Source organism: Azospirillum thermophilum (assembly GCF_003130795.1).
GTDB lineage: Bacteria > Pseudomonadota > Alphaproteobacteria > Azospirillales > Azospirillaceae > Azospirillum > Azospirillum thermophilum.
The window spans coordinates 499033-525311 of the sequence record NZ_CP029356.1 but is presented as its reverse complement, the minus strand read 5'-3'; the positions used below and the strand labels follow the sequence as shown (position 1 = coordinate 525311).

The 26279-nt window shown below is 71.2% G+C and carries 17 protein-coding genes and 1 pseudogene; 14 read left to right on the top strand and 4 right to left on the bottom strand.

Annotated elements, in window-relative coordinates:
• Positions 1-10 precede the first annotated feature (10 nt).
• Positions 11-4999, bottom strand: coding sequence for an MG2 domain-containing protein (locus DEW08_RS23510; RefSeq protein WP_281262073.1), 4989 nt, complete (start codon positions 4997-4999; stop codon positions 11-13).
• A 247-nt stretch (positions 5000-5246) separates the two neighbouring features.
• On the opposite strand from DEW08_RS23510, the gene DEW08_RS23505 reads away from it, so the two are divergent.
• The 5 genes and pseudogenes from DEW08_RS23505 (at position 5247) to DEW08_RS23485 (ending at position 11943) form a co-directional block, all read left to right on the top strand.
• Positions 5247-6062 (top strand): alpha/beta fold hydrolase, encoded by an 816-nt coding sequence (locus DEW08_RS23505; protein WP_168220488.1) that lies wholly within the window; start codon positions 5247-5249, stop codon positions 6060-6062.
• Positions 6059-7128: pseudogene (locus tag DEW08_RS23500) on the top strand (NAD(P)H-dependent flavin oxidoreductase). The gene DEW08_RS23505 and the pseudogene DEW08_RS23500 overlap by 4 nt, the downstream one beginning before the upstream one ends.
• A 948-nt stretch (positions 7129-8076) precedes the next feature.
• Positions 8077-9318 (top strand): MFS transporter, encoded by a 1242-nt coding sequence (locus tag DEW08_RS23495; RefSeq protein WP_109331824.1) that lies wholly within the window; start codon positions 8077-8079, stop codon positions 9316-9318.
• Positions 9319-9448: 130 nt separating this feature from the next.
• The gene (locus DEW08_RS23490; protein ID WP_109331823.1) at positions 9449-10246 is read left to right on the top strand and encodes a phosphodiesterase; all 798 of its coding nucleotides are present in this window, start codon (positions 9449-9451) and stop codon (positions 10244-10246) included.
• A 212-nt stretch (positions 10247-10458) separates the two neighbouring features.
• Entirely contained in the window at positions 10459-11943 is a 1485-nt protein-coding gene (locus DEW08_RS23485; RefSeq protein ID WP_109331822.1) for a calcium-binding protein, read from the top strand.
• On the opposite strand, the gene DEW08_RS23480 is transcribed toward DEW08_RS23485, so the two are convergent.
• A complete protein-coding gene (locus tag DEW08_RS23480; protein WP_109331821.1) occupies positions 11940-12812 on the bottom strand; it encodes a glycosyltransferase family 2 protein in 873 nt (290 codons plus the stop codon). The two genes, DEW08_RS23485 and DEW08_RS23480, sit on opposite strands and share 4 nt — an antisense overlap.
• Positions 12813-13011: 199 nt before the next feature.
• Between DEW08_RS23480 and DEW08_RS23475 the strand changes: the two genes are divergently transcribed.
• The 9 genes from DEW08_RS23475 to DEW08_RS23435 all read left to right on the top strand — a co-directional run bounded on the left by DEW08_RS23475 (position 13012) and on the right by DEW08_RS23435 (position 22481).
• Positions 13012-13638, top strand: coding sequence for an ATP-dependent Clp protease proteolytic subunit (locus DEW08_RS23475; RefSeq protein WP_109331820.1), 627 nt, complete (start codon positions 13012-13014; stop codon positions 13636-13638).
• Positions 13639-13842: 204 nt separating this feature from the next.
• Complete coding sequence (locus DEW08_RS23470) at positions 13843-15237, top strand: ethanolamine ammonia-lyase subunit EutB (RefSeq protein ID WP_109331816.1); 1395 nt, start codon at positions 13843-13845, stop codon at positions 15235-15237.
• Positions 15234-16004, top strand: coding sequence for an ethanolamine ammonia-lyase subunit EutC (gene eutC, locus DEW08_RS23465; protein WP_109331815.1), 771 nt, complete (start codon positions 15234-15236; stop codon positions 16002-16004). The genes DEW08_RS23470 and eutC overlap by 4 nt, the downstream gene beginning before the upstream one ends.
• A 79-nt stretch (positions 16005-16083) precedes the next feature.
• Positions 16084-17505: an ethanolamine permease gene (eat, locus tag DEW08_RS23460; protein WP_109331814.1), complete on the top strand. Its 1422-nt coding sequence runs from the start codon at positions 16084-16086 to the stop codon at positions 17503-17505.
• Between the two features lie 275 nt (positions 17506-17780).
• Positions 17781-18758 carry an AraC-like transcriptional regulator QhpR gene (gene qhpR, locus DEW08_RS23455; protein WP_245986940.1) on the top strand — a complete coding sequence of 326 codons (978 nt, stop codon included), beginning with the start codon at positions 17781-17783 and terminating at the stop codon, positions 18756-18758.
• Positions 18759-18937: 179 nt separating this feature from the next.
• Entirely contained in the window at positions 18938-19525 is a 588-nt protein-coding gene (locus DEW08_RS23450) for a GbsR/MarR family transcriptional regulator (RefSeq protein WP_109331812.1), read from the top strand.
• A 17-nt stretch (positions 19526-19542) separates the two neighbouring features.
• Entirely contained in the window at positions 19543-20895 is a 1353-nt protein-coding gene (locus tag DEW08_RS23445; protein WP_109331811.1) for a cytochrome ubiquinol oxidase subunit I, read from the top strand.
• A 9-nt stretch (positions 20896-20904) separates the two neighbouring features.
• A complete protein-coding gene (locus DEW08_RS23440; RefSeq protein WP_245986939.1) occupies positions 20905-21930 on the top strand; it encodes a cytochrome d ubiquinol oxidase subunit II in 1026 nt (341 codons plus the stop codon).
• 269 nt (positions 21931-22199) lie between these two features.
• The gene (locus DEW08_RS23435) at positions 22200-22481 is read left to right on the top strand and encodes a hypothetical protein (RefSeq protein ID WP_109331801.1); all 282 of its coding nucleotides are present in this window, start codon (positions 22200-22202) and stop codon (positions 22479-22481) included.
• 37 nt (positions 22482-22518) lie between these two features.
• On the opposite strand, the gene DEW08_RS23430 is transcribed toward DEW08_RS23435, so the two are convergent.
• Positions 22519-24495 (bottom strand): M1 family metallopeptidase, encoded by a 1977-nt coding sequence (locus DEW08_RS23430; RefSeq protein ID WP_109331800.1) that lies wholly within the window; start codon positions 24493-24495, stop codon positions 22519-22521.
• Between the two features lie 81 nt (positions 24496-24576).
• Entirely contained in the window at positions 24577-26256 is a 1680-nt protein-coding gene (locus DEW08_RS23425) for a methyl-accepting chemotaxis protein (protein ID WP_109331799.1), read from the bottom strand.
• Positions 26257-26279 lie beyond the last annotated feature (23 nt).

Genomic DNA, 26279 nt, shown 5'->3' with positions numbered 1-26279 from the left:
GACAGGTCCGTCAGCCATTCGAAGTCGCTGGTTCCCCGGCGCCGAAGCGCGGGTTCTCAATCTCCCAGCCGGCCGGCAGCGGATGCGTCACGACGAGCTGGTGATAGAGCTTCGTCGTCGACTCACCTTCCATCACCACCAGGAACACGTCGTTCTGGCGGATCTCGTCCAGGTTCACCGGGCTGCCGTCCTTCTTGAAGAAGTAGCGCTTGATGCGCAGCCCCTCGCGCGCCGCCGGCGCCGGCGAACTCGGCACGCCGGAGACCGATACCGCCTGCCAGATCGCCGCCTTGCCGTTGTTGGTCACCGGCAGGCCGCCGGAAAGCTGCGCCGGCGTCGGCGTCAGGTCCACCCGCTTGCCGCTGCGCTTGACGCCGCCCGGCAGCGCCACCTCGACCGGGGTCGGGCTGCCGCGCAGCAGCGTGTCGGCCGCCAGCACCGCCCAGGACTTCTCCTGCGTGTTGGTCCGGTTGGCCGCCGTGGCCGAGGCCGGCAGGCGATCGAGCAGGGCCGGCAGCCGGTTGCCCAGCATGTTGACCTCCGAGGCCAGAACGATCAGCGCCGCCGCGTCGCGGGTGGTCGAACCATAGTCGGCGTACCACTCGTTGCGCGCCAGCCGGCCGACCGCGGAGTCGAAGGCGCTGTTCGCCCGCTCCAGGTCGCCCATGCGGGCGAGCGCCGCGCCGAGCTGCCCCTTGGCGAGCGGCGTCGGAAGCTGCTCCAGCGCCGTGTCGTGCAGGTAGCGCGCCGGGCCGGGCAGCGAGATGCCGCCGAGCGCCAGCACATGCAGGGCATAGGCGCGCACGGCCAGCTCTCCCGGCTCGGACGCGCTGGCGATGGCGCGCTGGCGCAGCCAGGCGAGCGCGTCGGCCAGCGGCTTGTCGGGCACCGGGTTGCCCTTCTCCTTGGCGCGGATCAGGAACTCCGTCGCATAGGCGGTCAGCCAGGCGTCCGTCGAGTCATAGGCGCTCCACAGGCCGAAGCTGCCGTCGAAGCGCTGGCGGTCCAGCGTGCGGGCGACCGCCTGCTGCACCCGGCTCTCCAGCCCGTCGTCGGGCTTGCGGTCGGCGCCGATCGCCAGCTCGACGTCGCGCACCACCAGCAGCGGCAGGGCGCGGCTGATCGTCTGCTCGGCACAGCCGTAGGGATAGCGGTCGAGCGACCGCAGGATCCCCGCCACGTCGAAGGGCGGCGTCGTGCTGTAGCTGACCGACAGTCCGCCGGTGCCCGGCACGAAGCTGGCGAGCTGCGCCCCGTCGAAGCGAACCTGCTCGCCCGGCCCGACCTGGCTGGTGACGAACTGCGTCTCGACCGGCCGCGCCGGGCGCACCGTGATGCCGTACTCGTGCGACAGCGACAGCCCGTCCGGCCCCTTCACCGACAGGGCGATGCGGCCGATGCCGGCGGCAACCCCCTTCAGCGGCAGGACCAGCGTCTTGCGCTCGCCCTTCGCCAGCGGGACCGACATCTGCCCGCCCTCCACCGTCACCGCGTCGCGGCCTTCCACCGTCACGGCATAGGCGCCCTCGGCGGCCTCGACATTGTGGAGGTTGAGCGTCACGCGGCTGTCGTCGCCCGGCGCCAGGAAGCGCGGCGTGATGGCGTCGGCCACCAGCGTGTCGCGCACGGTCAGCGGCTGCGCGGCGGAGCCGACCCGGCTGCGGCTGTAGGCCACCGCCATCAGCCGCAGCTCGCCGTTGAAGTCGGGAATGTCGAAGCTGATGCGCGCCGTCCCGTCGGCGCCGACCTTGACCGGCCCCTTGAACAGCGACACGACGGTGAAGGGCACCACCGGCAGCCCGGCGCCGCTGGCGTCGCCGCCCTGGCGCAGCGCGCCGAACGGCCCGTCGAGCGCGTCGAGCAGCCGGCCGTAATCGTCGCGGATGTCGAGCCCGAGCATCCGCTTGCCGAAGAAATGCTTGCCCGGCTGCGGGCTGACGAAGTCGGTCAGGCGCAGGATGCCCTCGTCGACCGCCGCCAGCGTCACATAGGCCTCGTCCAGCGAACCGCCGCCGGCCGCCGCAACCTTCACGCCGACCTCGACCGGGCCGCGCGGCCGGATCACCGCCGGCGCGTCCAGCGCGACGTCGAGCGTGCGCACCGCCGGATCGATGCCGAGCCAGGCGAGGCCGATGGCGCGCACCGGCTGCCGCTCCTTGCCCTTGACCGGCGGGCGGAAGGCGGTGGCGGTGACATAGGCGCCCGGCCCCCAGGCGGAGTCCACCTTGACCTCGACCGTCGTCCCGCCGGCCGGCACCGACAGGGTGCGGACGTCGAACAACCGGTCGGTGGCGACGGTCAGCAGCACTTCCCCCGCAAAGGGCGGCGTGATCTTCAGCCGCGCCGTCTCGCCCGGCTTGTAGGCCTGCTTGTCGGTGGTGACCTCCAGCTTGTCCGGCGTGTTGCCGGCATCCTCGGCGATCGACCAGCCCGACGAGAAGCGGATGGAGGTCGCGACCCCCGACGCCTTGTCCGTCACCTCCAGCCGGTAACGGCCGAAGTCGCGCTTGCCGACCGACAGGACCGCCGGCTTGTCGGCACCCACCGTCACGGTGCCGGAGGTGATCGGCATGTCGCGCGTCACGGCGCTGTAGTTCACCCGGCCGTTCTGCCGGTACCACTGGAAGGTGACGCGCTCCTCGACCAGCTCCCAGGTCAGGGTCTGCTTGGCGACCGGCGTGCCGTCCGGCGCCAGGGCGACGAGGTCGAAGGCCGCCTCCTGCCCTTCGCCGATATGGCCGTCGCGGAACTGCGGGCGCAGGCCGATGGCGTAGGACTTGCTGCGCACCGGCACGGTCACCGACTTGCGCGCCGGACGCCCGCCCGGCTCGGCCAGCGTCACGCGGATTTCCGCGCGCAGCGGCCTGCTGGTGTCCGGCAGGCCCGGCAGGGCGACCGCGATGTGCGACTTGCCCTCGGCGTCGGTCGTCGGGAACTCCAGCGTCTCCAGCCGGCTGTCGATCTGCTCCTGGACGAGACCGAAGCGGTAGTCCTTGAACTGCGGGTAGGGCAGCGGGTCCGGCTGCAGCGCCACCTCCGCCGTGCCGTCCAGCCCGGCGGCCGGCGGGCCGTAGAGGAAGCGGCCGCTCGCCACCACCTCGAAGGGCTGGCCGAGCGTCAGGATCGGGGCGGAGGGGGCCACCTCCAGCGCCAGCTTCAGCGGCACGAAATCCTCGACCTGGAAGCTGGCGCGGCCGACCGGCTCGCCCTTCGGATCGGTATAGACCAGCACCTGCCAGCCGCCGAGCGGCGCCGTCTTCGACAGGCTGAGCGGCAGGAAGAAGCCGCCCGCCGGATGGGCCGGAGCAAGACCGGAATAATACTCGGTCCCGCTCGGCCGCAGCACCTTGACGGTCAGCGGGAAGTTCTCCACCGCGTCCGTCTTGTCGTCGCGCAGCAGGATGCCGAGGTTGACCGTCTCGCCCTGCCGGTAGACGCCACGGTCGGTATAGACGAAGGCGTCCATCGGACCGGGGGCCGCCCTCCCGCCGACCCCGCGGTCCGACAGGTCGAAGGCGGCGCTGGTCAGGTCCAGCATGGCGAAATCGGCGCCGGCATAGGCCATCGCCATGTCCGGCGTGTTGCCGCCGCGGTTGCGCACGACTCCCGCCGGGAACTTCGCCCGGCCGAGCTGGTCGGTGGTCACGCGCGCCAGCTCCGCGTTGTTGCGGGCGACCAGCGCCACCTCGACCCCCGGCATCGGCTTGGCCGTCCCGTAGGACCGCGCGAAGACGGTGATGCCGTCCGCCCCGCGGAAGCTGGTGAGACCGATGTCCGACACCACGACCCATTGCGTGGCGAGGTCGGACCATTCGTCCGCCGGCTCGACGTCCGCCGGCTCCGCCGTGACGACGTAGAGCCCGGCCTTCGGCGTGTCGCCCACCGCTTGGCGGAAGGGCAGCGCCGTGGTGTTCTCCTTGTTGCGCTCGCCCTTGGTCTCCAGCGTGCCCTTCCACACCAGCTCGCCATGCTGCTCGGCCAGCGCCTCGGCGGCGCTGCCGGTCAGCGGGTTGAACAGACGGCCGTCATGCGAGCCGGGGACGAGGTTGCGGTCGGCGATGCGGTAGACCGCGACGTTCAGCTTCTCGGTGTTGACGCTGACGACCGGGATGCCGTCCGCCCCGCTGCGCGGCAGGATGAAGGCGGAGCCGCGGAAGGCCGCCATGGCCGTGCGGTCGGGAATGCGGATGCGCTGCGTCTCGTCGGCCTTCAGCAGCACCCCGTCCTCGCCCGGCAGCCCCTGGCGCAGGGTCACCGCATAGCCGTTGCCGTGGGCGAAGCCGCGCAGGCAGAGGTCGCGGTCGCGCGTCTCCACCGCCACCTGGGCCTGCGGCTCGATGCGCAGGAAGTCGTCGAAGCGCAGCCCGCGCTTGCTGCTCAGCGGGTCGGAGAAGGTGAAGCAGACCCGCGGCGACTCGTCGTCCGGGTTGACGCGGACCGAGCGCAGCGACAGCCCCGCCTTCTGGCGCAGCGCCAGCACGCGGGCGTCCAGCCCCGGCGCGCGGGCCTCCAGCAGGGCCTTGTCCAGGCGCGGCGCCATCGTCTGGATGTCGCGCAGCACCATGGCCGCGTCGCCCGGCCGGCCGAAGGCGCCGTCGAGCAGGTCGCCCATCCGCCACAGGGCGGCCACCCGGTCCTCGTCCTTGCCGTCGGCGATATAGGCGAGGCGGGCGGCCTGCAGCGCGCGCTCCTTGTTCGGCGTCGGCAGAGCCATCCAGGCGTTGCTCAGCTCCAGCCAGACCGAGGGGGCGACGGCGCCCAGCGTGATCGCCTGCTCGAACTTCGGCACCGCGGCGGCGGCGTTGCCCTGCTGCAGCGCGGTCCGCGCCTGCTTCAGCGCGTCCGCCCGCTGCTGCGGGTTGGGCTGCGGCGGCGCCTTGGCGCGCAGGCTGTCGGCATAGGCCCCGGCCTCGTTGCCGAGGCCGGCCGGCACATACTCCGCCCGCACCGGGAAGGATGCGACGAGGACGACGAGGAGGAACGCCAGCAACCGGGCCATGGGTGACACCTTCCGAGCGGGGACGTTAAGACGCCTTAACCAACTTTTGGGTGTTATAGCCGAGCAATCGAGGGCTGGCGAGCAGGGAAGGGTTAAAGCCCGGTTTAAGCTGGCTTCCCCCGCAATCCCGTCCGCTGCCCGGCCCGCTGCCCGGCCCGCTGCCCGTGCCTGCCATCTCGATCGCAGAACGAAACCATCACGAGAATTCGTTTCCCGGCCCCGCAGCCGCCCCCTAGACTCGGGCGCCATGCACGCCATCCCCGCCGATCCCTCCCGCTCCCTCCTCGGCCATCTGCGCGTCGGCTCCGGCCCGCGGCCGGTGGTGGTCCTGCATGAATGGCTGGCCGACCACCGCAATTACGCGGCGATGACTGGGTGGCTGGACGGTGGGCGCTTCACCTGGATCCTCGCCGACCTGCGCGGCTACGGCCTGTCGCGCGATCTTCCCGGCGACTTCACCGCGGCGGAGGCCTCGGCCGACGTGCTGCGGCTGATGGACGGGCTGGGGCACCGGCGCTTCGACCTCGTCGGCCATTCCATGTCCGGCATGATCGCCCAGCGCGTCGCGCTCGACGCGCCGGAGCGGGTCGGCCGCCTCGTCCTGATCTCCCCCGTGCCGCCCTCCGGCTTCCGGGCCGACGCGGCGACGCTCGACCGCATGGCGGCGCTGATCCACGACGATGTGGCGGCGCGCGAGGCCATCGCCGCGCGCACCGGCCACCGCTACGGCGCGGTCTGGCTCGACCGCAAGCTCGCCCTGCTGCGCAGCTCGGCCCGGCCTGAAGCGATGCGCGGCTATCTGCGCATGTTCACCGGCACCGACTTCGCGGCGCAGGCGGCCGGCCTTCCCCTGCCGATCCTGGCCCTGCTGGGCGAGCACGACATCGAGCCCTACCGCGAGCCCCGCATCCGCGCGGCGCTGGAGCCGCTCTATCCCGCCCTGGCCGTCCGGGTCTGCCGCGAGGCCGGCCACTACATGATGTTGGAGGCGCCGGTCTTCACCGCCTCGTCCATCGATGCCGCCCTCGACGCAGCCGGCCCCCCCGAAGGAGACACGCCATGAACGCCGCCCGCGCCCGTGCCGAGGCCTTCTGCACCCGTTTCGGCCTGCGCCTGCCGATCCTGCTGGCCCCGATGGCCGGCGCCTGCCCGCCCTCCCTTTCCATGGCCGTCATGAAGGCCGGCGGGCTCGGCGCCTGCGGCGCGCTGCTGATGGCACCGGAGGAGATCGCCGCCTGGGCCGCCGAGGTGCGGGCCGGCGCCGGCGGCCCCTTCCAGATCAACCTGTGGATCCCCGACCCGCCGCCCGTCCGCGACCCGGCGCGCGAGGCGGAGGTCCGCGCCTTCCTCGGCAGCTGGGGTCCGCCGGTCCCGGCGGAGGCCGCCGACGCCCCGCTGCGCGACTTCGCCGCCCAGTGCGAGGCGATCCTGCAGGCGGCCCCGCCGATGGTCTCCTCCGTCATGGGGCTCTACCCGGCGGAGTTCGTCACCCGGCTGAAGCAGCGCGGCATCCTGTGGATCGCCAACGTCTCCACCGTCGCCGAGGCCCGCGCCGCCGAGGCGGCCGGCGCCGACGTCGTCGCGGTCCAGGGCATGGAGGCCGGCGGCCATCGCGGCTGCTTCGACGCCGCCCGCGCCGAGTCCGCCATGGTCGGCCTGTTCTCCCTGATCCCGGCGGTGGCCGATGCGGTCGGGCTCCCGGTGGTGGCGACCGGCGGCATCGCCGACGCCCGCGGCATCGCCGCCGCCCTGACGCTGGGGGCGAGCGCCGTCCAGATCGGCACCGGCTTCCTGCGCTGTCCCGAGGCCGGGCTGCCCCCCGCCTGGGCCGACGCGCTGGCGCGGACGCTGCCGAGGACACGCTGGTCACCCGCGCCTTCAGCGGCCGGGCCGGGCGCAGCATCGCCACCGCCTATGCCCGCGCCGCCGGCGCGCCGGACGCCCCGCCGCCCGCCCCCTACCCGGTCCAGCGCGCCCTGACCGCGGCGATGCGCGGCGCCGCGGCGAAGGCCGGCGACCTCGCCCGCATGCAGGCCTGGGCCGGCCAGTCCGCCGCGCTCGCCCGCGCCGAGCCCGCCACCCCGCTGACCGGGCGGCTGTGGCGCGAGGCGGCGGAGCTGCTGGGCTGAAGCGCCGCGAGGTCCCGGACGGGGACGGGCACGCACGGTCCGGGCGACGGCGGGCGGCCTCCGCCGAGGGTGCCGCCATGCCGCCGCGAACATCGCCCTGTCGCATCCCGCTGCGCGTGTGCTAGCATGCCGCCCGGCTGCCGCTGCCGTGCGAGCGGTCCGGTAGCCGCAAAACCCCCGGACCCGCTCGCAACGGACAGAGCGTTGATTTTCCAGGGTTCTTGGACATCGTAGAGAACGAAACGGAACCGGATTTCCTGACCGATCGGTCAAGATCCCGGACCGCTCGAATCCGCCTCCGATTCGGGCGTCTTTCCAACGGGGTACGCGGTACCCTGTCTTCCTGGGCAGTAATGCCCAGGCCTCATTGAAGCCTGCGCCAAGCTGGGTGGCGATGACTATAGCGCAGCGCCCGTCTTCCTGGGCAGTAATGCCCAGGCCTCATTGAAGCCGGCCGGTCTCATCAAGGCTGGTGTACCAGCGCGCGAGTCTTCCTGGGCAGTAATGCCCAGGCCTCATTGAAGCTGCCATTGGCGCATCAGCAGATTGTTGTACGTGAAACTGGTCTTCCTGGGCAGTAATGCCCAGGCCTCATTGAAGCTGCGCGGTCTGGCCATACTTGCGCATGTTCGGCAAGCCGTCCTCCTGCCCGGCAATGCCCAGGACCCTTGATGCCCGGTCACCGACAGCACCGCCGGCCGCGCCGCCGCACGCCCCGGGTCCGGTTCTATTCAGTCATACGCATCATCACCGTTGCAAATTGGTGATCGATCCTCCTAATCCTTCGACGGCGGGCGCGCCGGTCGCTTACACTGGGTGCCGGCACGCTCGGCGGAGCGGCGGCCGGTGTCCCGGAGGTGTCGCGGAGGAGAGCATCATGCGCGCTCGCAGCATTCGCCCGTCCGGCGGGCCAGTCCCACCCTTCGCAACCGCCGCCATGGCGGCGCGATGACCGGCACGGTGATCGAGACGCGGGAGAATCACTGGGACGCCAAGCGCCGCTCGATCGCCGCCCTTGCACTGGCGCAGGTCCTGGCGCTCAGCCTGTGGTTCTCCGGCACGGCGGTGGTCCCGGCGCTGCGGGCCGAGGCCGGGCTGACCGACTTCCAGGCCGCCGCCTTCACCAGCGCCGTGCAGATCGGCTTCGTCGCCGGCACCCTGGTCAGCGCCCTGCTCGGGCTTGCCGACCGGCTCGACCCGCGGCGGCTCTTCATGGCCTCGGCCCTGGTGGCCGGGGCGGCCAACGCAGCACTGCTTCTGGTCGATCCGGCCGGCATGGTGGCGCTGGCCCTGCGCTTCGTCACCGGCGCCTGCATGGCCGGCATCTATCCCGTCGGCATGAAGATCGCGGCGAGCTGGGCGCGCGGCGACCTCGGCCTGCTGGTCGGGCTGCTGGTCGGCGCCCTGTCGGTGGGGTCGGCGTCGCCGCACCTGATCGGCGCGCTCGGCGGGGTCGGCTGGCGCTCCACCATCGCCTTCACCTCGCTGCTTGCCGGGCTTTCGGCCCTGGTCGCCGCCTCCGTGTCGCTCGGCCCCAATGCCGCGGCCCCCCGGCGCTTCGTGCTCGCCACGGCGTGGGAGGTGTGGAGCGTCCCCAGCCTGCGCCTCGTCAATCTCGGCTACCTCGGCCACATGTGGGAGCTGTACGCCCTGTGGGCCTGGGTCGGCGTGTTCCTCCAGGCCAGTTTCGCGCACAGCCTGCCACCGGGCGACGCCGCCTTCTGGGCGAAATGCGCGACCTTCGCCGTGGTCGCCGTCGGCGGCATCGGCTGCGTGCTGGCCGGGCTGATGGCCGACCGGATCGGCCGGACGGCGGTGACCGCCGGGGCGCTGGCGATCAGCGGCTCCTGCGCCCTGCTGGCCGGAACCAGCTTCGGCGCCGCCCCGGCGCTGACCACCGCCCTCTGCCTCGTCTGGGGGGCGAGCGCCGTCGCGGACTCCGCCCAGTTCTCCGCCGCCGCCACCGAACTGGCGGTCCCGCAGCATCTCGGCACCATCCTCACCGCCCAGGTCTGCGGCGGCTTCACGCTGACGCTGCTGTCGATCCATCTGCTGCCGGAGCTTGCCGCGGCGGCCGGCTGGTCCGTCGCCCCGGCCGTCCTCGCCCTCGGCCCGGCGGTCGGCATCTGGGCCATGCTCCGCCTGCGCGGCCGGCCGGAGGCGAAACGGCTGGCCGGCGGACGGCGCTGAGCCGCCATCGTCGCACCCGCCCGTTTCCGGCCGGCCCGTCCCATTCCCACCCGCGGCACCACTCCGCTGTTGCGGCGGGCGCCGGGCTTGGCGATGCTCGGGACCTTCGGCGACCGATTGCGGACCTCCCATGCTGATCGCGCAAATCTCGGACCTGCACGTCACCGCCAGGGGCACCCGCCCGTTCCCGGCGGCGGACACCAACCAGCGTCTGGCGGCCACCGTCGCCCATCTGAACGCGATGACCCCGCGGCCCGACCTGGTGCTGATCACCGGCGACCTGATCAACGGGCCGGCCGAGGGCGAGTACGAGGCGGTGCTGGAAGGGCTGGAGCCGCTGGAGATCCCGTTCCGCGTGCTGCCCGGCAACCATGACGACCGCGCCGGGTTGCGCCGGGCCTTCGGCGATCGCGGCTGGCTGCCGATGGAGGGCCAGTTCCTGCATTATGCGGTGGAGGAGTTCCCCGTCCGCGTCCTGATGCTCGATTCGGTGATCCCCGGGTCGCCGGTCGGCGCGCTCTGCCCGGCCCGGCTCGCCTGGATCGCGGCGCGGCTGGCCGAACAGCCCGACCGGCCGACGCTGGTCGCCCTGCACCATCCCCCCTTCCCCATCGGGATGCAGTTCCTCGACACCATGCGCTGCATCGAGGGGGCGGAGGAGCTGGGGGCCATGCTGCGCCGGCACGGCAAGGTGCTGGGCGTGGTCTGCGGCCACATCCACCGGCAGGCGACGGTGAACTGGGGTGGACTGACCGGCTTCGTCGCCCCGTCCTCCGCCTACGTCATCGCGTTCGACCTCGCGCCGAAGCCGCCCTACCGCTGGACGGAGGAGCCGCCGGCGGTGGCCCTGCACCTCCATCGCCCCGATGTCGGGCTGGTCACCCACCTGAGCCCGGTCGGCGACTTCCCCGGAAAGGCCTTCAAATAATCGCTCCCGACGCGCCTATTTCGAAAGCACAGCACTAAAACAGGCGAGTTGACTCGCCCGGTTGCACTCTCATGCTTTGGGAGTGCGCGCGTCGTCAACGGCCATCGTGTCGATGACGGTGCAACAACCCAAAGAACTGGTGCGCCGCATCAAGCCGTCACTTCGTCCCGTGCCGGTGATGGCGGCTCCGTGCGTGCGGGGAGGACTTTCCAATGGCAGTCGAATACGTCTACGGGTCCAATGGCAGTGACCGGATCTTCCGTGGCCGCGGCTCGCAATGGATTTTCGGCCGCGACGGCAACGACACGCTGGGCGGCGGCAACGGATCGGATACGGTGGAGGGCGGTTCGGGCCACGACGTCCTTTATGGCGGCGACGACGCCAGCCGGGACCTGCTGATCGGCGGAACCGGGAACGACAGCTTCTGGGTCAACGGCCCGGAGGACGGCATCATCGAGGAGCGGGGCCAGGGCACCGACACGGTCCATGCCCGGTCCTCCTGGATACTCGGCCGGAACCTGGAAAACCTGGTGCTGCAGGAGGCCGGGGCCACCGCCAACGGCAGCGCCACCGGCAACGAGCTGGCCAACCGCATCACCGGCAACAGCGGCAGCAACCGCATCGACGGGTTGGCGGGAAACGACACGCTGCTCGGCCTCGACGGCCGGGACACCATGTGGGGCGGCGCCGGCAACGACTGGCTCTATGGCGGGACGGGCAACGACCTGATGGGCGGGGGGAGCGGCAGCGACCGGCTGTTCGGCGGAGCGGGCAACGACACGCTCTATGCCGGCGACGACGCCAGCTCCGACACGCTGGCCGGCGGCCTCGGCAACGACGTCTACTGGATCAACGGCACCGCTCCCGACCGCATCGACGCCCTGCGCGACACGGTCCAGGAGGGCGCCGGCGGCGGGACCGACACCGTCTACATCAAGGGCAGCGGGTGGCTGGCCGCCAATGTCGAGCGGATGATCGCGCAGGAGCAGGATCCGGGATCCCGCTCGCTGCTCATCGGAAACGGGCTGTCCAACGGGATCAGGGGGAATTCCGGCGCCAACTCGCTCGCCGGCGGCGGTGGGGACGATACGCTGGACGGCATGGCGGGCAACGACACGCTGCTCGGGCAGTCGGGCGACGATGTGCTGCTGGGCCGCGACGGGACCGATTCGCTGACCGGCGGTTCGGGCGACGACCTGCTGATGGGCGGCGACGGCGACGACGTGCTGACGGCGCACGACCTCTTCCAGTACGGCAACGCCGGCCGCGATACGCTGATCGGCGGACGGGGCGACGACCGGATCGACGGCGGCGGCACGCCGACGCGATGGGATGCGGTCGACTTCGGCGACCCCGGCGACCTGTTCCTCTTCAGCAAGGAGGTGGGAGGGTTCGGCACCGACGAGCTGACCGGGTTCAACGACGAGAACGACCGGATCGTCTTCAGCCGATACGGCCGCGACGACCTCGCCGGGGCGGTGACGGTGACCAGCCTCGGTGCGCTGCCCAACAATCCCGGCACCGTGCAGTGGGCCGCCGATTTCAGCTTCAGGGACGGCTCCTCCCTGCATGTCACCGGCGTTTCGATCGGCGCCCCGGCCTTCACCGAAGGGCGCGACTATGTCTTCGCCGGCAGCGACACGTCGGGGGCGGGCGGGCTTCCCCTGCCGCTCTCCGGAGGCGGGGTGCCCTTCTAGACCACGCCTTCCGCCGCCGGCTGCGGCCGCAGCGCCAGGAACTCCTGGAAGTTCGCGCAGCGGCCGGCGCGGAAGGCCTCCTCGAAGGCAGCGTTCAGCGCCCGCTTGGCCGCGATCGCCGCGGCGAAGCGGGCGCGCAGGCCCGGATCGGCGATGCCCAGCCCGTCGCCCTCCAGCCGGGCCAGCACATGGCGGTAGCAGCGTTCCGCCCGGTCGCCGCTGTCGGCGGAGAAGGTGATGGATCCCTCGCGCTGCCGGTACTCGTAGAGCGGCCGGCGGACCAGCGCCATGCGGCCGGCGCGGTCGAGGACGCGGACGTTGAACACCACGTCGTCGCAGAAAGTCACATCCTCCTCCCACAGCGGGTCGAGGTCGCGGCGAACCACCGGGAACATCGGGACGGAGGTTCGCAGGAACGCGTCGGCGTCCAGCCAGCCGGTGCCCCCGGTTTCCGGGAACAGGGTGGAGAGCGGCCGGCCGTCGCTGTCGCGCACCACCGCGACATTGTCCGCCGCGGCGCCGTGCCGGGCGGCGAGCGGCGCCAGCAGGGCGAGGCGGTCCGGCGCGAAGCGGTCGTCGGCGTCGAGCGGAGCGACCAGCGGCAGGCGTGAGGCGCGAAGCGCGGCGTTGCGGGCGGCCGGCGCCCCGGCGCCGATGCGGCCGGTGCCGGTGAACACCAGCCGCGGATCGTCGAGTCCCGCGGCCAGCAGCGTCGCGCGGTAGTCGGTGCCGTCGTCGCTGGCGATCACCGCTTCCCATGCACCCCAGCTCTGCGCCATCAGGCTTTCCACCGCGCGGACGATGGTGCCGTGCGCCCGGTGGGCGGCGATCAGGACGGAAACCCCCGCGCCGGCAACAACCCCGTCCATCCTCGCCACCCCGCCCGTTCCGCTGAGCGGGAGTGTGCGGAATGGCCGCAGGCCGCGTCAACCGGTCCGGCAGGACGGCGGGCGGACGGGCCGGCTTTTCGCCCGGCGGGACGTTGAACATCCGCCCGATACGGGCTATGTGGAGAGAGCTATTGAGGCGCAGTGCGGCTCAGGTCCGATTCCAGGGAGAAGAACAACGATGGCGCAGGACGGATACACCCGGTTCGACGACGAGCCCGAACAGGAACCGGACGAGAAGTCGAAGGAAAGCGCCCAGCCGCCGTTCGCTGCCGTGCAGCAGAACCTGTTCAAGGCGCGCACCGTGCTGATCTTCGGCCAGATCGACATGAAGCTGGCGCAGGCGGTCTCGGCGCAGCTCCTGGCGCTGGCGCATGAGAGCGACGACGACATCACCGTGGTGGTGAACTCCCCCGGCGGCCATGTCGAGGCCGGCGACACCATCCACGACATGATCCGCTTCATCAAGCCGCGGGTGAAGATGCTGGGCACGGGCTGGGTCGCCAGCGCCGGCTGCCACATCTATCTGGCGGCCAGGAAGGAAAACCGTTTCTGCCTGCCGAACACCCGCTTCCTGATCCACCAGCCGCTGGGCGGCACGGGCGGACGGGCGACGGACATCGCGATCGAGGCGAAGGAGATCATCCGCATGCGCGAGCGTCTGAACCGGATCATCGCGCAGGAGACGGGACAGCCGCTGGAGAAGGTGTCGAAGGACACCGACCGGAACTACTGGATGCTGGCGGACGAGGCCAAGGAATACGGCATCGTCAGCCACATCATCGGCACGATGGAAGAGTTCAAGTAACTCCGCCGCGCATCGTCACCGCAAAGCCCTTCTCCCGCCTGGGAGGAGGGCTTTCGTTTTTCGGGCAGATCGCCGGACGGCCGCCCGGTACCGCCCGGCTCCATCCCGTCCCTCCTGCGAATTTTGTGTTCCAGTGTCAACTCGCCGCAGGCCCACCCGTGTCACGCTGCCTTCGTCGCAGCACGAGGACATGGAGGAAACGCCATGGCGGAGTACAGGCACAGGCTGGGACAGAACAGCTACCGGTTCGCCGACCTGAAGGCGGTGATGGCCTGCGCCTCGCCCCGCCGGTCGGGCGACGAGCTGGCCGGCCTCGCGGCGGAGAGCGACGAGCAGCGGGTCGCCGCCCGCCGGGTGCTCGCCGACCTGCCGCTGAAGACCTTCCTGGAAGAGCCGCTGATCCCCTACGAGACGGACGAGGTCACCCGCCTCATCCTCGACAGCCACGATGCCGGCGCCTTCCGGCCCGTCGCCCACATGACGGTGGGGCAGTTCCGCGACTGGCTGCTGTCCTACGAGGCCGACGCTGCCGCCCTCCCGGCGCTCGCCCCCGGCCTGACGCCGGAAATGGCGGCGGCGGTCAGCAAGATCATGCGCAACCACGATCTGGTGACGGTCGCCGCCAAATGCCCGGTCGTCACCGGCTTCCGCACCACGGTCGGCCTTCCCGGCCGGCTGTCGAGCCGGCTGCAGCCGAACCACCCCACCGACGACCCCACCGGCATCGCCGGCGCCGTGCTCGACGGGCTGCTCTACGGCATGGGCGACGCGGTGATCGGCATCAACCCGGCGACCGACAACCTGCCCGCCTGCATCGCCCTGCTGGAGATGCTGGACACCGTGCGCCGCCGCTTCGACATCCCCGTGCAGTCCTGCGTGCTCGCCCACGTCACCACGACCATCCAGGCGATCGAGCGGGGAGCGCCGGTCGACCTCGTCTTCCAGTCGGTCGCGGGGACCGAGAAGGCGAACCGCGGCTTCGGCGTCACCCTCGCCCTGCTGCGCGAGGCGCATGAGGCGGCGCTGTCGCTGAAGCGCGGCACGGTCGGCAGCAACGTCATGTATTTCGAGACCGGCCAGGGGGCCGCCCTGTCGGCCGAGGCCCATCACGGGGTGGACCAGCAGACGGTGGAGGCGCGGGCCTATGCGGTGGCGCGGGCCTTCGACCCGCTGCTGGTCAACACGGTCGTCGGCTTCATCGGCCCCGAATACCTCTACGACGCCAAGCAGATCATCCGCGCCGGGCTGGAGGACCATTTCTGCGCCAAGCTGCTCGGCGTGCCGATGGGCTGCGACGTCTGCTACACCAACCATGCCGAGGCCGACCAGGACGACATGGACGTCCTGATGACCCTGCTGGCGACCGCCGGGGTGAACTTCCTGATCGCGGTGCCCGGTGCCGACGACGTCATGCTGAACTACCAGAGCCTGTCCTATCACGACGTGCTGGGCCTGCGGCACCTGCTGAAGCGCCCGCCCGCCCCGGAGTTCGAGGCGTGGCTGGAGCGCGCCGGCTGGCTGGACGACCGGCGCCGCCTGCCGCCCTGGCCGGACCAGAGCTCCACCGTCTCCGCCCTGCTCGGGAGGATTCCGGCATGACCGACCGCGGCCTTCCCCCCGACCCCTGGGCGCGCTTCCGCACCGCCACCCGCGCCCGCATCGGGCTGGGGCGCAGCGGCGACGGGCTGCCGACGGCGGCGCTGCTCGACTTCCAGCTCGCCCATGCCCGCGCCAGGGACGCCGTGCACGGCGCGGTGGATTTCGACCGGCTGGCCGCCGACCTTGCCCCCCTGCCCAGCCTGCGCGTCCACAGCGCCGCCGCCGACCGCGCGGTCTATCTGCGCCGCCCGGACCTCGGCCGCCGGCTGGACGAGGCGAGCCGCGCGGCGCTCGCGGCGGGGCGCTGGGACATCGTCTTCGTGGTGGCGGACGGGCTGTCGGCCGCCGCGGTCCAGGCCCATGCCGCACCGCTCGTCCGGGCCTGCGCGGAGCGGCTGCGGGGCTGGGAGATCGCCCCGGTGGTGCTCGCCGGGCAGGGCCGCGTGGCGCTGGGCGACGAGGTGGCGGAGCGGCTGGGGGCACGGCTGGTCGCCATGCTGGTGGGGGAACGGCCCGGCCTGTCGGTCGCCGATTCCCTCGGCGTCTATCTCACCTGGGATCCGAAGCCGGGGCGGCTCGATTCCGAACGCAACTGCATCTCCAACATCCATGCCGACGGCCTGCCGATCGGGGCGGCGGCGGACAAGCTCTGCTGGCTCGCCACCGAGGCGGCGCGGCTGAAGCTGACCGGGGTGGCCCTGAAGGAGGACGCCCCCGCCCTGCCGCGGCCGGATGCGGGCCTCCCGCCCGTCCTCGACGGCCGCTGACCCCCCTTACCGACAAGAAGCGCGGACGGAAGAACCGCGCCCGATTGCACCTGCACAACCTTGAACAGGAGGGCAAACCATGTCCGGGAGCAGCAAACCCGAACTGAGCAAAAGCCTGAGCGGTCTCCAGCTCTGGGGCATCGCGGTCGGCCTCGTCATCTCCGGCGAATATTTCGGCTGGAGCTATGGCTGGGCGGCGGCGGGGACGCTGGGGTTCCTCGTCACGACGATCCTCATCGCCCTGATGTACACCACCTTCATCTTCAGCTTCACCGAGCTGACGACGGCGATCCCGCATGCCGGCGGACCCTTCGCCTACAGCTTCCGCGCCTTCGGGCCGAACGGCGGCTTCCTCGCCGGCTTCGCCACGCTGATCGAGTTCGTCTTCGCCCCGCCGGCCATCGCGCTGGCGATCGGCGCCTACCTGAACGTCCAGTTCCCGGCGCTCGACCCGAAGCTGGTGGCGGTCGGCGCCTATGTGGTGTTCATGGGGCTGAACATCGCGGGCGTGTCGATCGCCGCCAGCTTCGAGCTGTTCGTCACGGTGCTGGCGATCTTCGAGCTGCTGGTCTTCATGGGCGTGGTGGCGCCGGGCTTCTCGTGGGCGAACTTCACGGCCAAGGGCTGGGCCGGGTCCGACACGCTGACGCTGGAGGGCTTCGGCGGCATCTTCGCGGCGATCCCCTTCGCCATCTGGTTCTTCCTCGCCATCGAAGGGGCGGCCATGGCGGCGGAGGAGACCAAGGACCCGCGCCGCACCGTGCCGCGCGCCTATATCGGCGGCATCCTGACGCTGGTGGCGCTGGCCTTCGGCACCATGATCTTCGCCGGCGGCGTCGGCGACTGGACGCAGCTCTCCAACATCAACGACCCGCTGCCGCAGGCGATGAAGGCGGTGGTCGGCGAGTCGAGCGGCTGGCTGCACATGCTGGTGTGGATCGGCCTGTTCGGGCTGATCGCCTCCTTCCACGGCATCATCATGGGCTACTCGCGGCAGATCTTCGCGCTGGCCCGTGCCGGCTACCTGCCGCCGGTTTTCGCCACGCTGCACCCGACCCGCCGGACCCCGCACTGGGCGACGCTGGCCGGCGGCGTGGTGGGCATCGCCGCCATCTACTCCGACGAGTTGGTGACCATCGGCGGCCAGCCGCTGACCGCCAACATCGTCACCATGTCGGTGTTCGGCGCCATCGTCATGTACATCATGAGCATGGCGAGCCTGTTCCGCCTGCGCACCGTCGAGCCGGGGCTGGAGCGGCCCTTCCGGGCGCCCTTCTACCCCGTCTTCCCGGCCATCTCGCTGGTGCTGGCGGTGCTGGCGCTCGGCACGATGATCTACTTCAACCCGCTGGTCTTCGGGCTGTTCGTCGGGCTGCTGGCGGCGGCCTGGGTGATCTACCGCCTGACCGCCGGCCTGCGCACCACCGGCACGCTCGACCCGCTGCTGAACCTGAGCGCCGCCGATCTCGCCCAGGTCGAGGCGCGCACCCTGACCGACTGAGCGGCGGGTCCGGCGCCGCTTCCGGAACCTGAGCCTGCCCGATGGGGCCGCCCTCCCTCGTGATGACGGCCCTATCAAACTATTTGTCAATTGAACAGTACAAGCTTGCGGCGCATCCTCGCCCGGCACAGGGTTTGCTGAATCCCGCCGTGTGTCTGGAAAAGGGCGGTGTCATGACGTCGCACAGCCTATCCCTTGGGCGATTCCCTGTTTCCGAGCCCGGCCGCTGCCCCCCGATTGTGCAGCGCCACATCCTGGCGGCCGCGGCCTGCGGCGTGACGAGCTTCATCGAACGGCAGGGCGGCCGCGCGGACCGGGTGCTGCGCCGGGCCGGGGTGGACGAGCGCTCGCTCGACCAGCCGACCCTGCCGCTCGACCTCGGCTCCTACGTCGCGATGATGGAGGCGGCGGCCGAGGATACCGGCAACGACAACTTCGGCCTGCTCTACGGCCGCCAGTTCCAGCCGGAGATGCTGGGGCTGATCGGCTCCATCGCCCTCGCCTCGCCGACGCTGGGGGCGGCGCTGGACAATCTCGCCCGGCTCTTCCCCTTCCACCAGCAGGCGACCGAGACGCGCTTTTGCCGGGACGGCGATCTGCTGCGGCTGGAATACCGCATCCTCGACGGCCGGGTGGTGGAGCGGCGGCAGGATGCCGAACTGACCATGGGCATGTTCGCCAACGTCGTGCGCGCCTGCCTCGGCCCCGGCTGGATGCCGGAGGAGGTGCAGTTCGAGCATGCCCGCCCGGAAGGATGGCGTCAGCACGAGGCGGTGTTCGACGCGCCCGCCCATTTCGGCCAGCGCACCAACGCACTGATCATGCGCAACCGCGACCTCGACCGCCGGATGCCCGGCGGCGACCTCGGCCGGCTGACGGAGCTGAGCGACCGATTGATCCGTATCGCCCGCGACACCGGCCCGCCCGGCCTGCTCGACCGCGTGAAGACGGAGATCCGCGCCCGGCTGCCCGAAGGCTGCCCCTATGTCGAGCAGGTGGCCGACAGCCTGGGCATCGCCCGCTGGACGCTGCAGCGCCGGCTGGCGGACGAGGGGCTGGCCTTCTCCGACCTCGTCGAGCAGGTGCGCCGCGACCTCGCCACCATCTATGTCCGCCAGCGCCACGTGCCGGTGGCCGACATCGCCTTCCTGCTGGGCTACTCCGAGGTCAGCGCCTTCAGCCGCGCCTTCCGGCGCTGGTACGGCCTGTCGCCGAACGCCCTGCGGGCACGGGCGCCGAAGGCGGTGAACTGAGGCCGCCGGACGGGCCGGCAGAACGTCATGCCGGCCACCCCTGATACCCACATCCCGAACAAGGCTTTGCGTTCCTTGCGCCGAGCCATGCGCCGGCTGCAAGCTTGAGCGCCGCGCAAGGGCTTTACAAACTCTAGAACGTTTCGATATTTCAGTAATTCCTGAAAACTGAGGAAGCCATGAACCTCCCTCCGCTCGTCCAGGCCTTCGTTCTGCATTTCGGCGAGATGGGCAGCCGCTGGGGCATCAACCGCACCGTCGGCCAGATCTATGCCCTGCTGTTCCTGAGCAGCGAGGCGCTGAACGCCGACGACATCTGCGACCGGCTGGGCTTCTCCCGCTCCAACGTCTCCATGGGGCTGAAGGAGCTGCAGTCCTGGAATCTGGTGCGGCTGCAGCACAGGCCCGGCGACCGGCGGGAGTATTTCTCCACCCCCGACGATCTGTGGACGATCGTCCGGACCCTGGTGGAGGAGCGCAAGAAGCGCGAGGTCGATCCCACCCTTTCCATGCTGCGCGAGCTGCTGATGCAGTCGCCGGCCAGCGAGGAGGAGCGCCACGCGCAGGAGCGCATGCGCGAGATGCATGAGCTGATCGAGCTGCTGACACGCTGGCATGCCGACGTGCAGCGGCTGGAGACCGACCGGCTCGTCCAGCTCCTCACCCTCGGTTCACGGGTGCAGAAGGTCCTCGAGATGAAGGACCGGCTCCTCTCCCTGCCCGGCGGCAAGAAGAAGTCCGGCAAGGCGGAGCACGACAATGAATAACGAAACGGAGAGACGAGATGGACGCTTTAGTGCTCGCGCGGCTCCAGTTCGCGGCGAACATCTCCTTCCACATCCTGTTCCCGACGATCACCATCGCGCTGGGCTGGGTGCTGCTGTTCTTCAAGCTGCGCTTCAATGCCGGCGGGAACGCGAAGTGGATGGATGCCTACCGGTTCTGGGTGAAGGTCTTCGCCCTGTCCTTCGCGCTGGGCGTGGTGTCCGGCATCACCATGTCCTTCCAGTTCGGCACCAACTGGCCGGGCTTCATGCAGACGGTGGGCAACATCGCCGGCCCGCTGCTGGCCTATGAGATCCTGACCGCCTTCTTCTTCGAGGCGATCTTCCTCGGCATCATGCTGTTCGGCTTCCGCCGCGTGCCGAACTGGCTGCACACGCTGGCGACGCTGGTGGTGACGGTCGGCACCTCGGTGTCGGCCTTCTGGATCATCGCGCTGAATTCCTGGATGCAGACCCCGGCGGGGTTCGAGATGCGCGACGGCGTCGCCCATGCCACCGACTGGTGGGCGATCATCTTCAACCCGTCGATGCCCTACCGGCTGACCCACATGCTGCTGGCTTCCGGCCTGACGGTGGCCTTCCTGGTCGCCGGCCTGTCGGCCTACCGCTGGCTGCGCGGCGACCGCGGCGCCGACGTGTCCGCAGCACTGCGCACCGGCGTGACGATGGCGGCCCTGCTGATCCCGGTGCAGATCCTGGCCGGCGACCTGCACGGCCTGAACACGCTGGAGCATCAGCCGGCCAAGATCGCGGCGATGGAGGCCAACTGGCGGACCGGACCGAACGTCCCGCTGGTCCTGTTCGCCCTGCCCGACGAGCAGGCGCGCGACAACCGGTTCGAGATCGCGGTGCCCGACGGCGCCAGCCTGATCCTGCGTCACGACGCGGACGGCGTGGTCCCCGGCCTCGACCGGTTCGAGGGCAGGCATCCGCCGGTGGCGCCGGTCTTCTTCGCCTTCCGCGTGATGGTCGGGGTCGGGCTTTTGATGCTGGCGGTGTCCTGGACGGCCGCCTGGCAGCTCTGGCGCCGGCCGGGCGGCCTGTCGCCCTGGGTGGCGCGCGCGCTGGCCGCCATGGTGTTCTCCGGCTGGGTCGCCACGCTGGCCGGCTGGTACGTGACCGAGATCGGGCGCCAGCCCTGGCTGGTCACCGGCGTGCTGACCACCGCGCAGGCCGCCTCGGCGGTGCCGGCCCCCTCCATCGGGCTGACGCTGGGGCTCTACCTGCTGCTCTATGCCGGGCTGCTCGCCGCCTATGTCGGCGTGCTGTTCCGCCTTGCCCGCAAGGGGGCCGACGCGGGCCGTCCCGCCGCCGCCCTGCCGGTTCCCCCCGCTGCCGCGCTCCGCACCTGAGGTGACGTCATGAACACGCTGATGATCGAGACCGCCGCGGGGGCCGGCCACTGGCTGCCGGTCGCCTTCGCGGTGCTGATGGGCATCGCCATCCTCGCCTATGTCGTGCTGGACGGCTACGACCTCGGCGTCGGGATCCTGATGGCCGGGGCCAGCGAGGCCGAGCGCGACCGCATGGTCGCCTCCATCGGCCCCTTCTGGGACGCCAACGAGACCTGGCTGGTGCTGGCGGTCGGGCTTCTGCTGGTGGCCTTTCCCGCCGCCAACGGGGTCATCCTCGGCGCCCTCTACCTGCCGGTGGCGGTGATGCTGATCGCGCTGATCCTGCGCGGGGTCGCCTTCGAATTCCGCGCCAAGGCCGGCCCGGCCGCCAAGCCCTGGTGGAACCGCGCCTTCGTCGGCGGCTCCCTGACCGCCGCGCTGAGCCAGGGCTACATGCTCGGCGCCTATATCCTGGGCTTCGCCCCGGGTCTGGGGACCGCGCTGTTCGGCGCGCTGGTCGCCGTCTGCCTGACCGCCGCCTACGCCCTGATCGGCGCCACATGGCTGATCCTGAAGACGGAGGGGCCGCTGCAGCGCCGGGCGATCGATTGGGCGCGGCGGACGCTGTGGCTCGCGGCGCTCGGCATGGTCGCCGTGTCGGCCGTCACGCCGCTGGTCAGCGGGCGCATCCTCGCCAAATGGTTCGCCCTGCCGGAGCTGTTCCTGCTCGCCCCCATCCCGGCGGTGGCGGTGCTGCTGTTCGCCGGGCTGTGGCTTCTGCTGCGCCGGATGCCGCTGGCGGGGGACGGGCTGAACTGGCTGCCCTTCGCCGTCGTGGCTGCCATCTTCGCGCTGGGCTTCCACGGGCTCGCCTATTCCTTCTACCCGTTCGTCGTGCCGGAGCGGATGACGGTCTGGCAGGCGGCGAGCGCGCCGGAGTCGCTGATGATCATCTTCGTCGGGGCGCTGGTCGTGCTGCCGATGGTGATCGGCAACTCGCTGCTGGTCTACCGCGTGTTCCGCGGCAAGGCGACGGAGCTGACCTACTCCTGAGCCGCCAAGGGACTCGGCCCGCACCGGAAAGGGGATCGTCGGCGGATGCCGGCGATCCCCCGCGGGCCGCCGGCACTCGGGAAGGCGAATACACGCATAGGAGTGGATGAATAATACAGTTATTCAACCTTTATTCCCGTTCGGCAAACTTCATGACTCATTTTGTTGAGTTTTTGCTTTTTGATACCCTTTGAAATTGTCATACCCTCTCCCCCGTCGCCCATACCGACACCCATGGACGACACCCATAAACGACAAGGGGGAAACCAATGACCACCGTCACGTTGAAGGTTGAAATCGCGGACGACCAAGTCGTCGCCTTCGTCAACAGTGTCCAGGTCGCTTCGATCAGCGGCAACGACAGCGGCACTCACGACCTCACCCCGTACCTGTCGTCCGGCGACAACCAGATCCTCATCGTCGGGGTGAACACCGAGGGCCGCGGGCACTACAAGGGCAGCCTGGACATCAACGGCTCCTCGCAGCTTTTCGATCAGTCCACCACCAACGGTGGCCTGACCTGGTCGCAGAAGTACGTCGTGAAGAACTGATCGGCCCGGGGAGCCCGAACAGCCTGCCGGCAGGCGGTCAGTTCAGGACCGCCCGCAGCGGGCTTTCCCCCGCAGGCCATACCCCGCGGTCGGCGGCCTTGGCGCCGTCGAAGACCAGCCAGCTCTGCCGGCCGTAATGGGGCAGCGGACGCAGCAGCGCCTGCAGCGCCGCGGCGTCCCGCCCCGCCACCACCAGAGCCGCCCGTCCGGACGCCTGCCGGACCGTCCAGACCCGTGCGCTGCCACGCCCGGCGACGGCGTCCGGCGGCGCGGGCAGCTTCAGCATCTGCAACGCCCGCCCGACCGCGTCCTCGGTGCCGACCAGCAGCAGCGGCTTGCCCGGATCGGCCTTTTCCGCCGCGACCGTCGTGGTCCGCCCCTCCAGCAGGCGGGCGGCCAGCGCGCGGGCGGCCTCACCCGCCTCGCCGTCGGCGGCGATGACCAGCGCGCTGCCCTGGTCGAGCGTCACGTCCCGCAGGATCGGCGGCGCCTCGCCGGGGGCCAGCCGGCGGAACAGGTCGAAGGCGGGATCGACCGCAACCGCCGTGGGCGGCGCCTGCACCGTCAGCGTGACGTTGGCCTCGCGCCCGTCGAGGCGGACGACGTGCCGCTCCTCCCCCGCCGAACTGGTGACCGTCACCGGCACGCCGAGAGGATAGGGTGTCCCCTCCTGCCGCAGGGTCAGGTGCAAGGCGGTCCCCTCCGCCTTCGCTGCGGCAAGCTGCAGGGACGGCGCGCCCGGCCGGTCGAGCCAGGCGGCGAAGACCGCCGACAGGTCGCGGCCGGAGGCCTGCTCGAAGGCCCGGCGCAGGTCGGTCCAGCCGGCGTCGCGGAAACGCCGGTCCGCCCAGAAGCGGCGCAGCCCCTCGGTGAAGGCTGCCTCGCCGATGTCGTTCCGGATCATATGGAAGACCATCGCCGCCTTGCCGTAGCCGACGACCTGCGAGGCGTCGTGCGTCTTGCCGCGGAACTCCGTCAGCGGCCGGTCGCGCCCGGCGGGCAGCGCCGCATAGTCGCGCAGCCAGTCGAGCCGCATGGCCCGCGCGGCGTCCGGCCCGCGGTCCTCGGCCGCTGCATAGTCGGCCATGTAGGTGGTCAGCCCCTCCGACCAGTTGCCGCCCTCGCCGACCCGCACGCCGTTGCCCCACCAGTTGTGCAGGATCTCGTGGGTGAGCGACTGGTCGCGGATGAAGGGCAGCGGCAGCACCTGCCGCCCGATGTAGGTCAGGCCGGGAAAGCCGAGCCCGACGGGCAACGCGCCCGACACGATGGAGAAGCCGTCGAAGGGATAGTCGCCGATCCGCGCGGCGTAGCGGTCGACCGCCCGCGCGGTGAGCTCCAGGTAGGGCTCGGCAAGGGGAGCCTGCTCCGGGTGCAGGTAGGCGCGCAGGCGCAGCGCCCCCTCCCGCCGCTCGGTCACGGTCCAGACCCCGGCGAAGAGCGAGGGCTCCTCGACCGTCCGGTCCTCGGCGAAGACGGCATGGTAGCCGCCGGGACCGGTCTCCTCCTCCACCAGCCGGCCGGTGGCGACGGCCAGGAAGGGAGCCGGCACCCGCACCGACAGACGCCAAGTCGGCGGTTCCTCTCCCACCGAGGGCAGCCAGCCGGCAAGGCCCGGCAGATAGGCTCCCTCGGCCCCTGCCATCGGCCGCCCGGTGCCGCCGGAGGGGTCGAGCGCGTCGAGCGTCCCGCCATAACGCAGCGTCACCGGCCCGGCCCCCGCCGGCACCGTCAACCGGAGGAGGTCGCCGCGACGCTCCACCGCCAGCGGCCTGCCGTCCAGCACAGCCTCCGCCACGGCAAGCGCCGGCAGCAGGCGGAGCTCGTGACGGCCGGGCGGCAGGGTCAGGCGGTCGGTCGCCTCGATCCGCCGGGCGGCGGGGTCGAGCGACAGTTCCAGATCGTGATGAACCGGCTGCGCCGCGGCCGGCGCGGCGGCGGCCAGCAGCAGCAGGACGGCGGCAACGTGGCCGGCGATACGGGTGGCGATGCGGGCGGGGATCCGGATGGTCATGCCCCAGCATATGGGGCCGGAGCCGGTCCGGCCAAGCCGCCCGATGCCTCCACCCGCGCCGGACCGCTCAGGCCGCCCCGATCAGGCGGCCCGGATCCCGGCCAGGAAGCTGTCGACCTCCGCCCGCAGCTTCTCCGCCGCCTGGGCGAGCTGGCCGGCGCCGCCCAGCACCTGGCTGGCGGCGGCCCCGGCCTCCGCCGACGCCTGGTTGGCCGTGGTGATGTTGGCGGAGACGGTCCGCGTGCCCTGGGCGGCCTGGGTGACGTTGCCGCTGATGTCGCGGGTCGCGGCGCCCTGCTGCTCGATGGCCGCGGCGATGGTGCTGGTGATGCTGTTCATCTCGCCGATCACGTCGCCGATGTCGCGGATGGCGGAGACCGCCGTCCCGGTGGCCTGCTGGATCTCGGCGATCCTCGCCTGGATGTCCTCGGTCGCCTTGGCGGTCTGGTTGGCGAGGCTCTTCACCTCGCTCGCCACGACGGCGAAGCCCTTGCCGTGCTCGCCGGCGCGCGCCGCCTCGATGGTGGCGTTGAGGGCGAGCAGATTGGTCTGGCCGGCGATGGAGTTGATCAGGTTCACCACGTCGCCGACCTCGTTGGCGGCGCGGGCGAGGCCGCTCATCAGGTCGTTGGTCCGGGTCGCCTCGGTCACCGCCTTGGCGGCCACGCCGTGCGACGCCGCGACCTGCCGCCCGATCTCCTGGATCGAGGAGGAGAGCTGCTCCGTCGCCCCGGCCACCGTGTTGACGCTGGCCGAGGACTCGTCGGCCGCCAGCGCCGCTGCGGCGGCCTTGGCCGCGGCCGTCTCGGTGGTCGCCGACAGCGACTCCGCGGCGGTGCGCATCTCGGTCGCCGAGTCCGCGACGACGGAGACGACGTCGCGCACCGACCGCTCGAAGGAATCGGCAAGCCGCACCAGCATCGCCTTGCGTTCGGCCAGCGAGCGCTCCTCGGCCTCCTCCTGCTCGCGGCGCAGACGCTGGTTCTCCTCGCCGCGCTCCTTGAAGATGTCGACCGCGCGGGCCATCTCGCCGATCTCGTCGCGCCGGCCGGTGTCGGGCACCGTCACCGTCAGGTCATGGTCGGCCAGCCGGCGCATCGCCGCGCTGAGGCGCAGCAGCGGCCCGGTGATCGACCGCGAGACCAGCAGCGCCAGCGCCAGGGCGACCGCCCCCGCCAGCAGCCCGATGCCGCCGGCCTGCAGGGCATGGCGGCGGAATTCGGCATCGATGTCGTCGACATAGACGCCGGTGCCGACCACCCATTTCCAGTCCGGCGACAGCAGGGCATAGCCGATCTTCGGGCTGGGCGACGAGGCACCCGGCTTCGACCAGGAATACTCGACGAAGCGGCCGCCGGCCTGGGCGGCCTCGTTCAGGGCACGGAAGAAGGGCACGCCGTTGGGATCGGTGACGGCGATCATGTTCCTGCCCTCCATCTCCGGCTTGCCGCCATGGACGATGGTGTTGCCGTCCAGCGCGTTGACGAAGATGTACTCGTCGCCGGAATAACGCATGGCCCGCAGCGTGTTGCGCGCGCGGGTCCGCGCCTCCTCCGCCGGTAGCTCGCCGCGGGCGGCGCGCGCCTCGTAGTCCTTGATGATGGCGACGGCCGCCTCGGAGATAGCCCGGATGCGGCCCTTGTGGCTGTCCACCTGCGCATTGTGCAGCGCCGACAGCAGAATGCCGCCGACCACCAGCAGCGCCAGGACCGTGATTGCAGAAAGTAAGACGAATTTTATGCGAATACCGACGTCGTGCATGTCTCGCCTGTCCCGATTATTAT

Excerpts from the sequence above, each read along its gene's own strand:
- DEW08_RS23510 (WP_281262073.1), bottom strand. The coding sequence starts at position 4,999 with ATGGCCCGGTTGCTGGCGTTCCTCCTCGTCGTCCTCGTCGCATCCTTC.
- DEW08_RS23505 (WP_168220488.1), top strand. The coding sequence starts at position 5,247 with ATGCACGCCATCCCCGCCGATCCCTCCCGCTCCCTCCTCGGCCATCTG.
- DEW08_RS23495 (WP_109331824.1), top strand. The coding sequence starts at position 8,077 with ATGACCGGCACGGTGATCGAGACGCGGGAGAATCACTGGGACGCCAAG.
- DEW08_RS23490 (WP_109331823.1), top strand. The coding sequence starts at position 9,449 with ATGCTGATCGCGCAAATCTCGGACCTGCACGTCACCGCCAGGGGCACC.
- DEW08_RS23485 (WP_109331822.1), top strand. The coding sequence starts at position 10,459 with ATGGCAGTCGAATACGTCTACGGGTCCAATGGCAGTGACCGGATCTTC.
- DEW08_RS23480 (WP_109331821.1), bottom strand. The coding sequence starts at position 12,812 with ATGGACGGGGTTGTTGCCGGCGCGGGGGTTTCCGTCCTGATCGCCGCC.
- DEW08_RS23475 (WP_109331820.1), top strand. The coding sequence starts at position 13,012 with ATGGCGCAGGACGGATACACCCGGTTCGACGACGAGCCCGAACAGGAA.
- DEW08_RS23470 (WP_109331816.1), top strand. The coding sequence starts at position 13,843 with ATGGCGGAGTACAGGCACAGGCTGGGACAGAACAGCTACCGGTTCGCC.
- eutC (WP_109331815.1), top strand. The coding sequence starts at position 15,234 with ATGACCGACCGCGGCCTTCCCCCCGACCCCTGGGCGCGCTTCCGCACC.
- eat (WP_109331814.1), top strand. The coding sequence starts at position 16,084 with ATGTCCGGGAGCAGCAAACCCGAACTGAGCAAAAGCCTGAGCGGTCTC.
- DEW08_RS23450 (WP_109331812.1), top strand. The coding sequence starts at position 18,938 with ATGAACCTCCCTCCGCTCGTCCAGGCCTTCGTTCTGCATTTCGGCGAG.
- DEW08_RS23445 (WP_109331811.1), top strand. The coding sequence starts at position 19,543 with ATGGACGCTTTAGTGCTCGCGCGGCTCCAGTTCGCGGCGAACATCTCC.
- DEW08_RS23440 (WP_245986939.1), top strand. The coding sequence starts at position 20,905 with ATGAACACGCTGATGATCGAGACCGCCGCGGGGGCCGGCCACTGGCTG.
- DEW08_RS23435 (WP_109331801.1), top strand. The coding sequence starts at position 22,200 with ATGACCACCGTCACGTTGAAGGTTGAAATCGCGGACGACCAAGTCGTC.
- DEW08_RS23430 (WP_109331800.1), bottom strand. The coding sequence starts at position 24,495 with ATGACCATCCGGATCCCCGCCCGCATCGCCACCCGTATCGCCGGCCAC.
- DEW08_RS23425 (WP_109331799.1), bottom strand. The coding sequence starts at position 26,256 with ATGCACGACGTCGGTATTCGCATAAAATTCGTCTTACTTTCTGCAATC.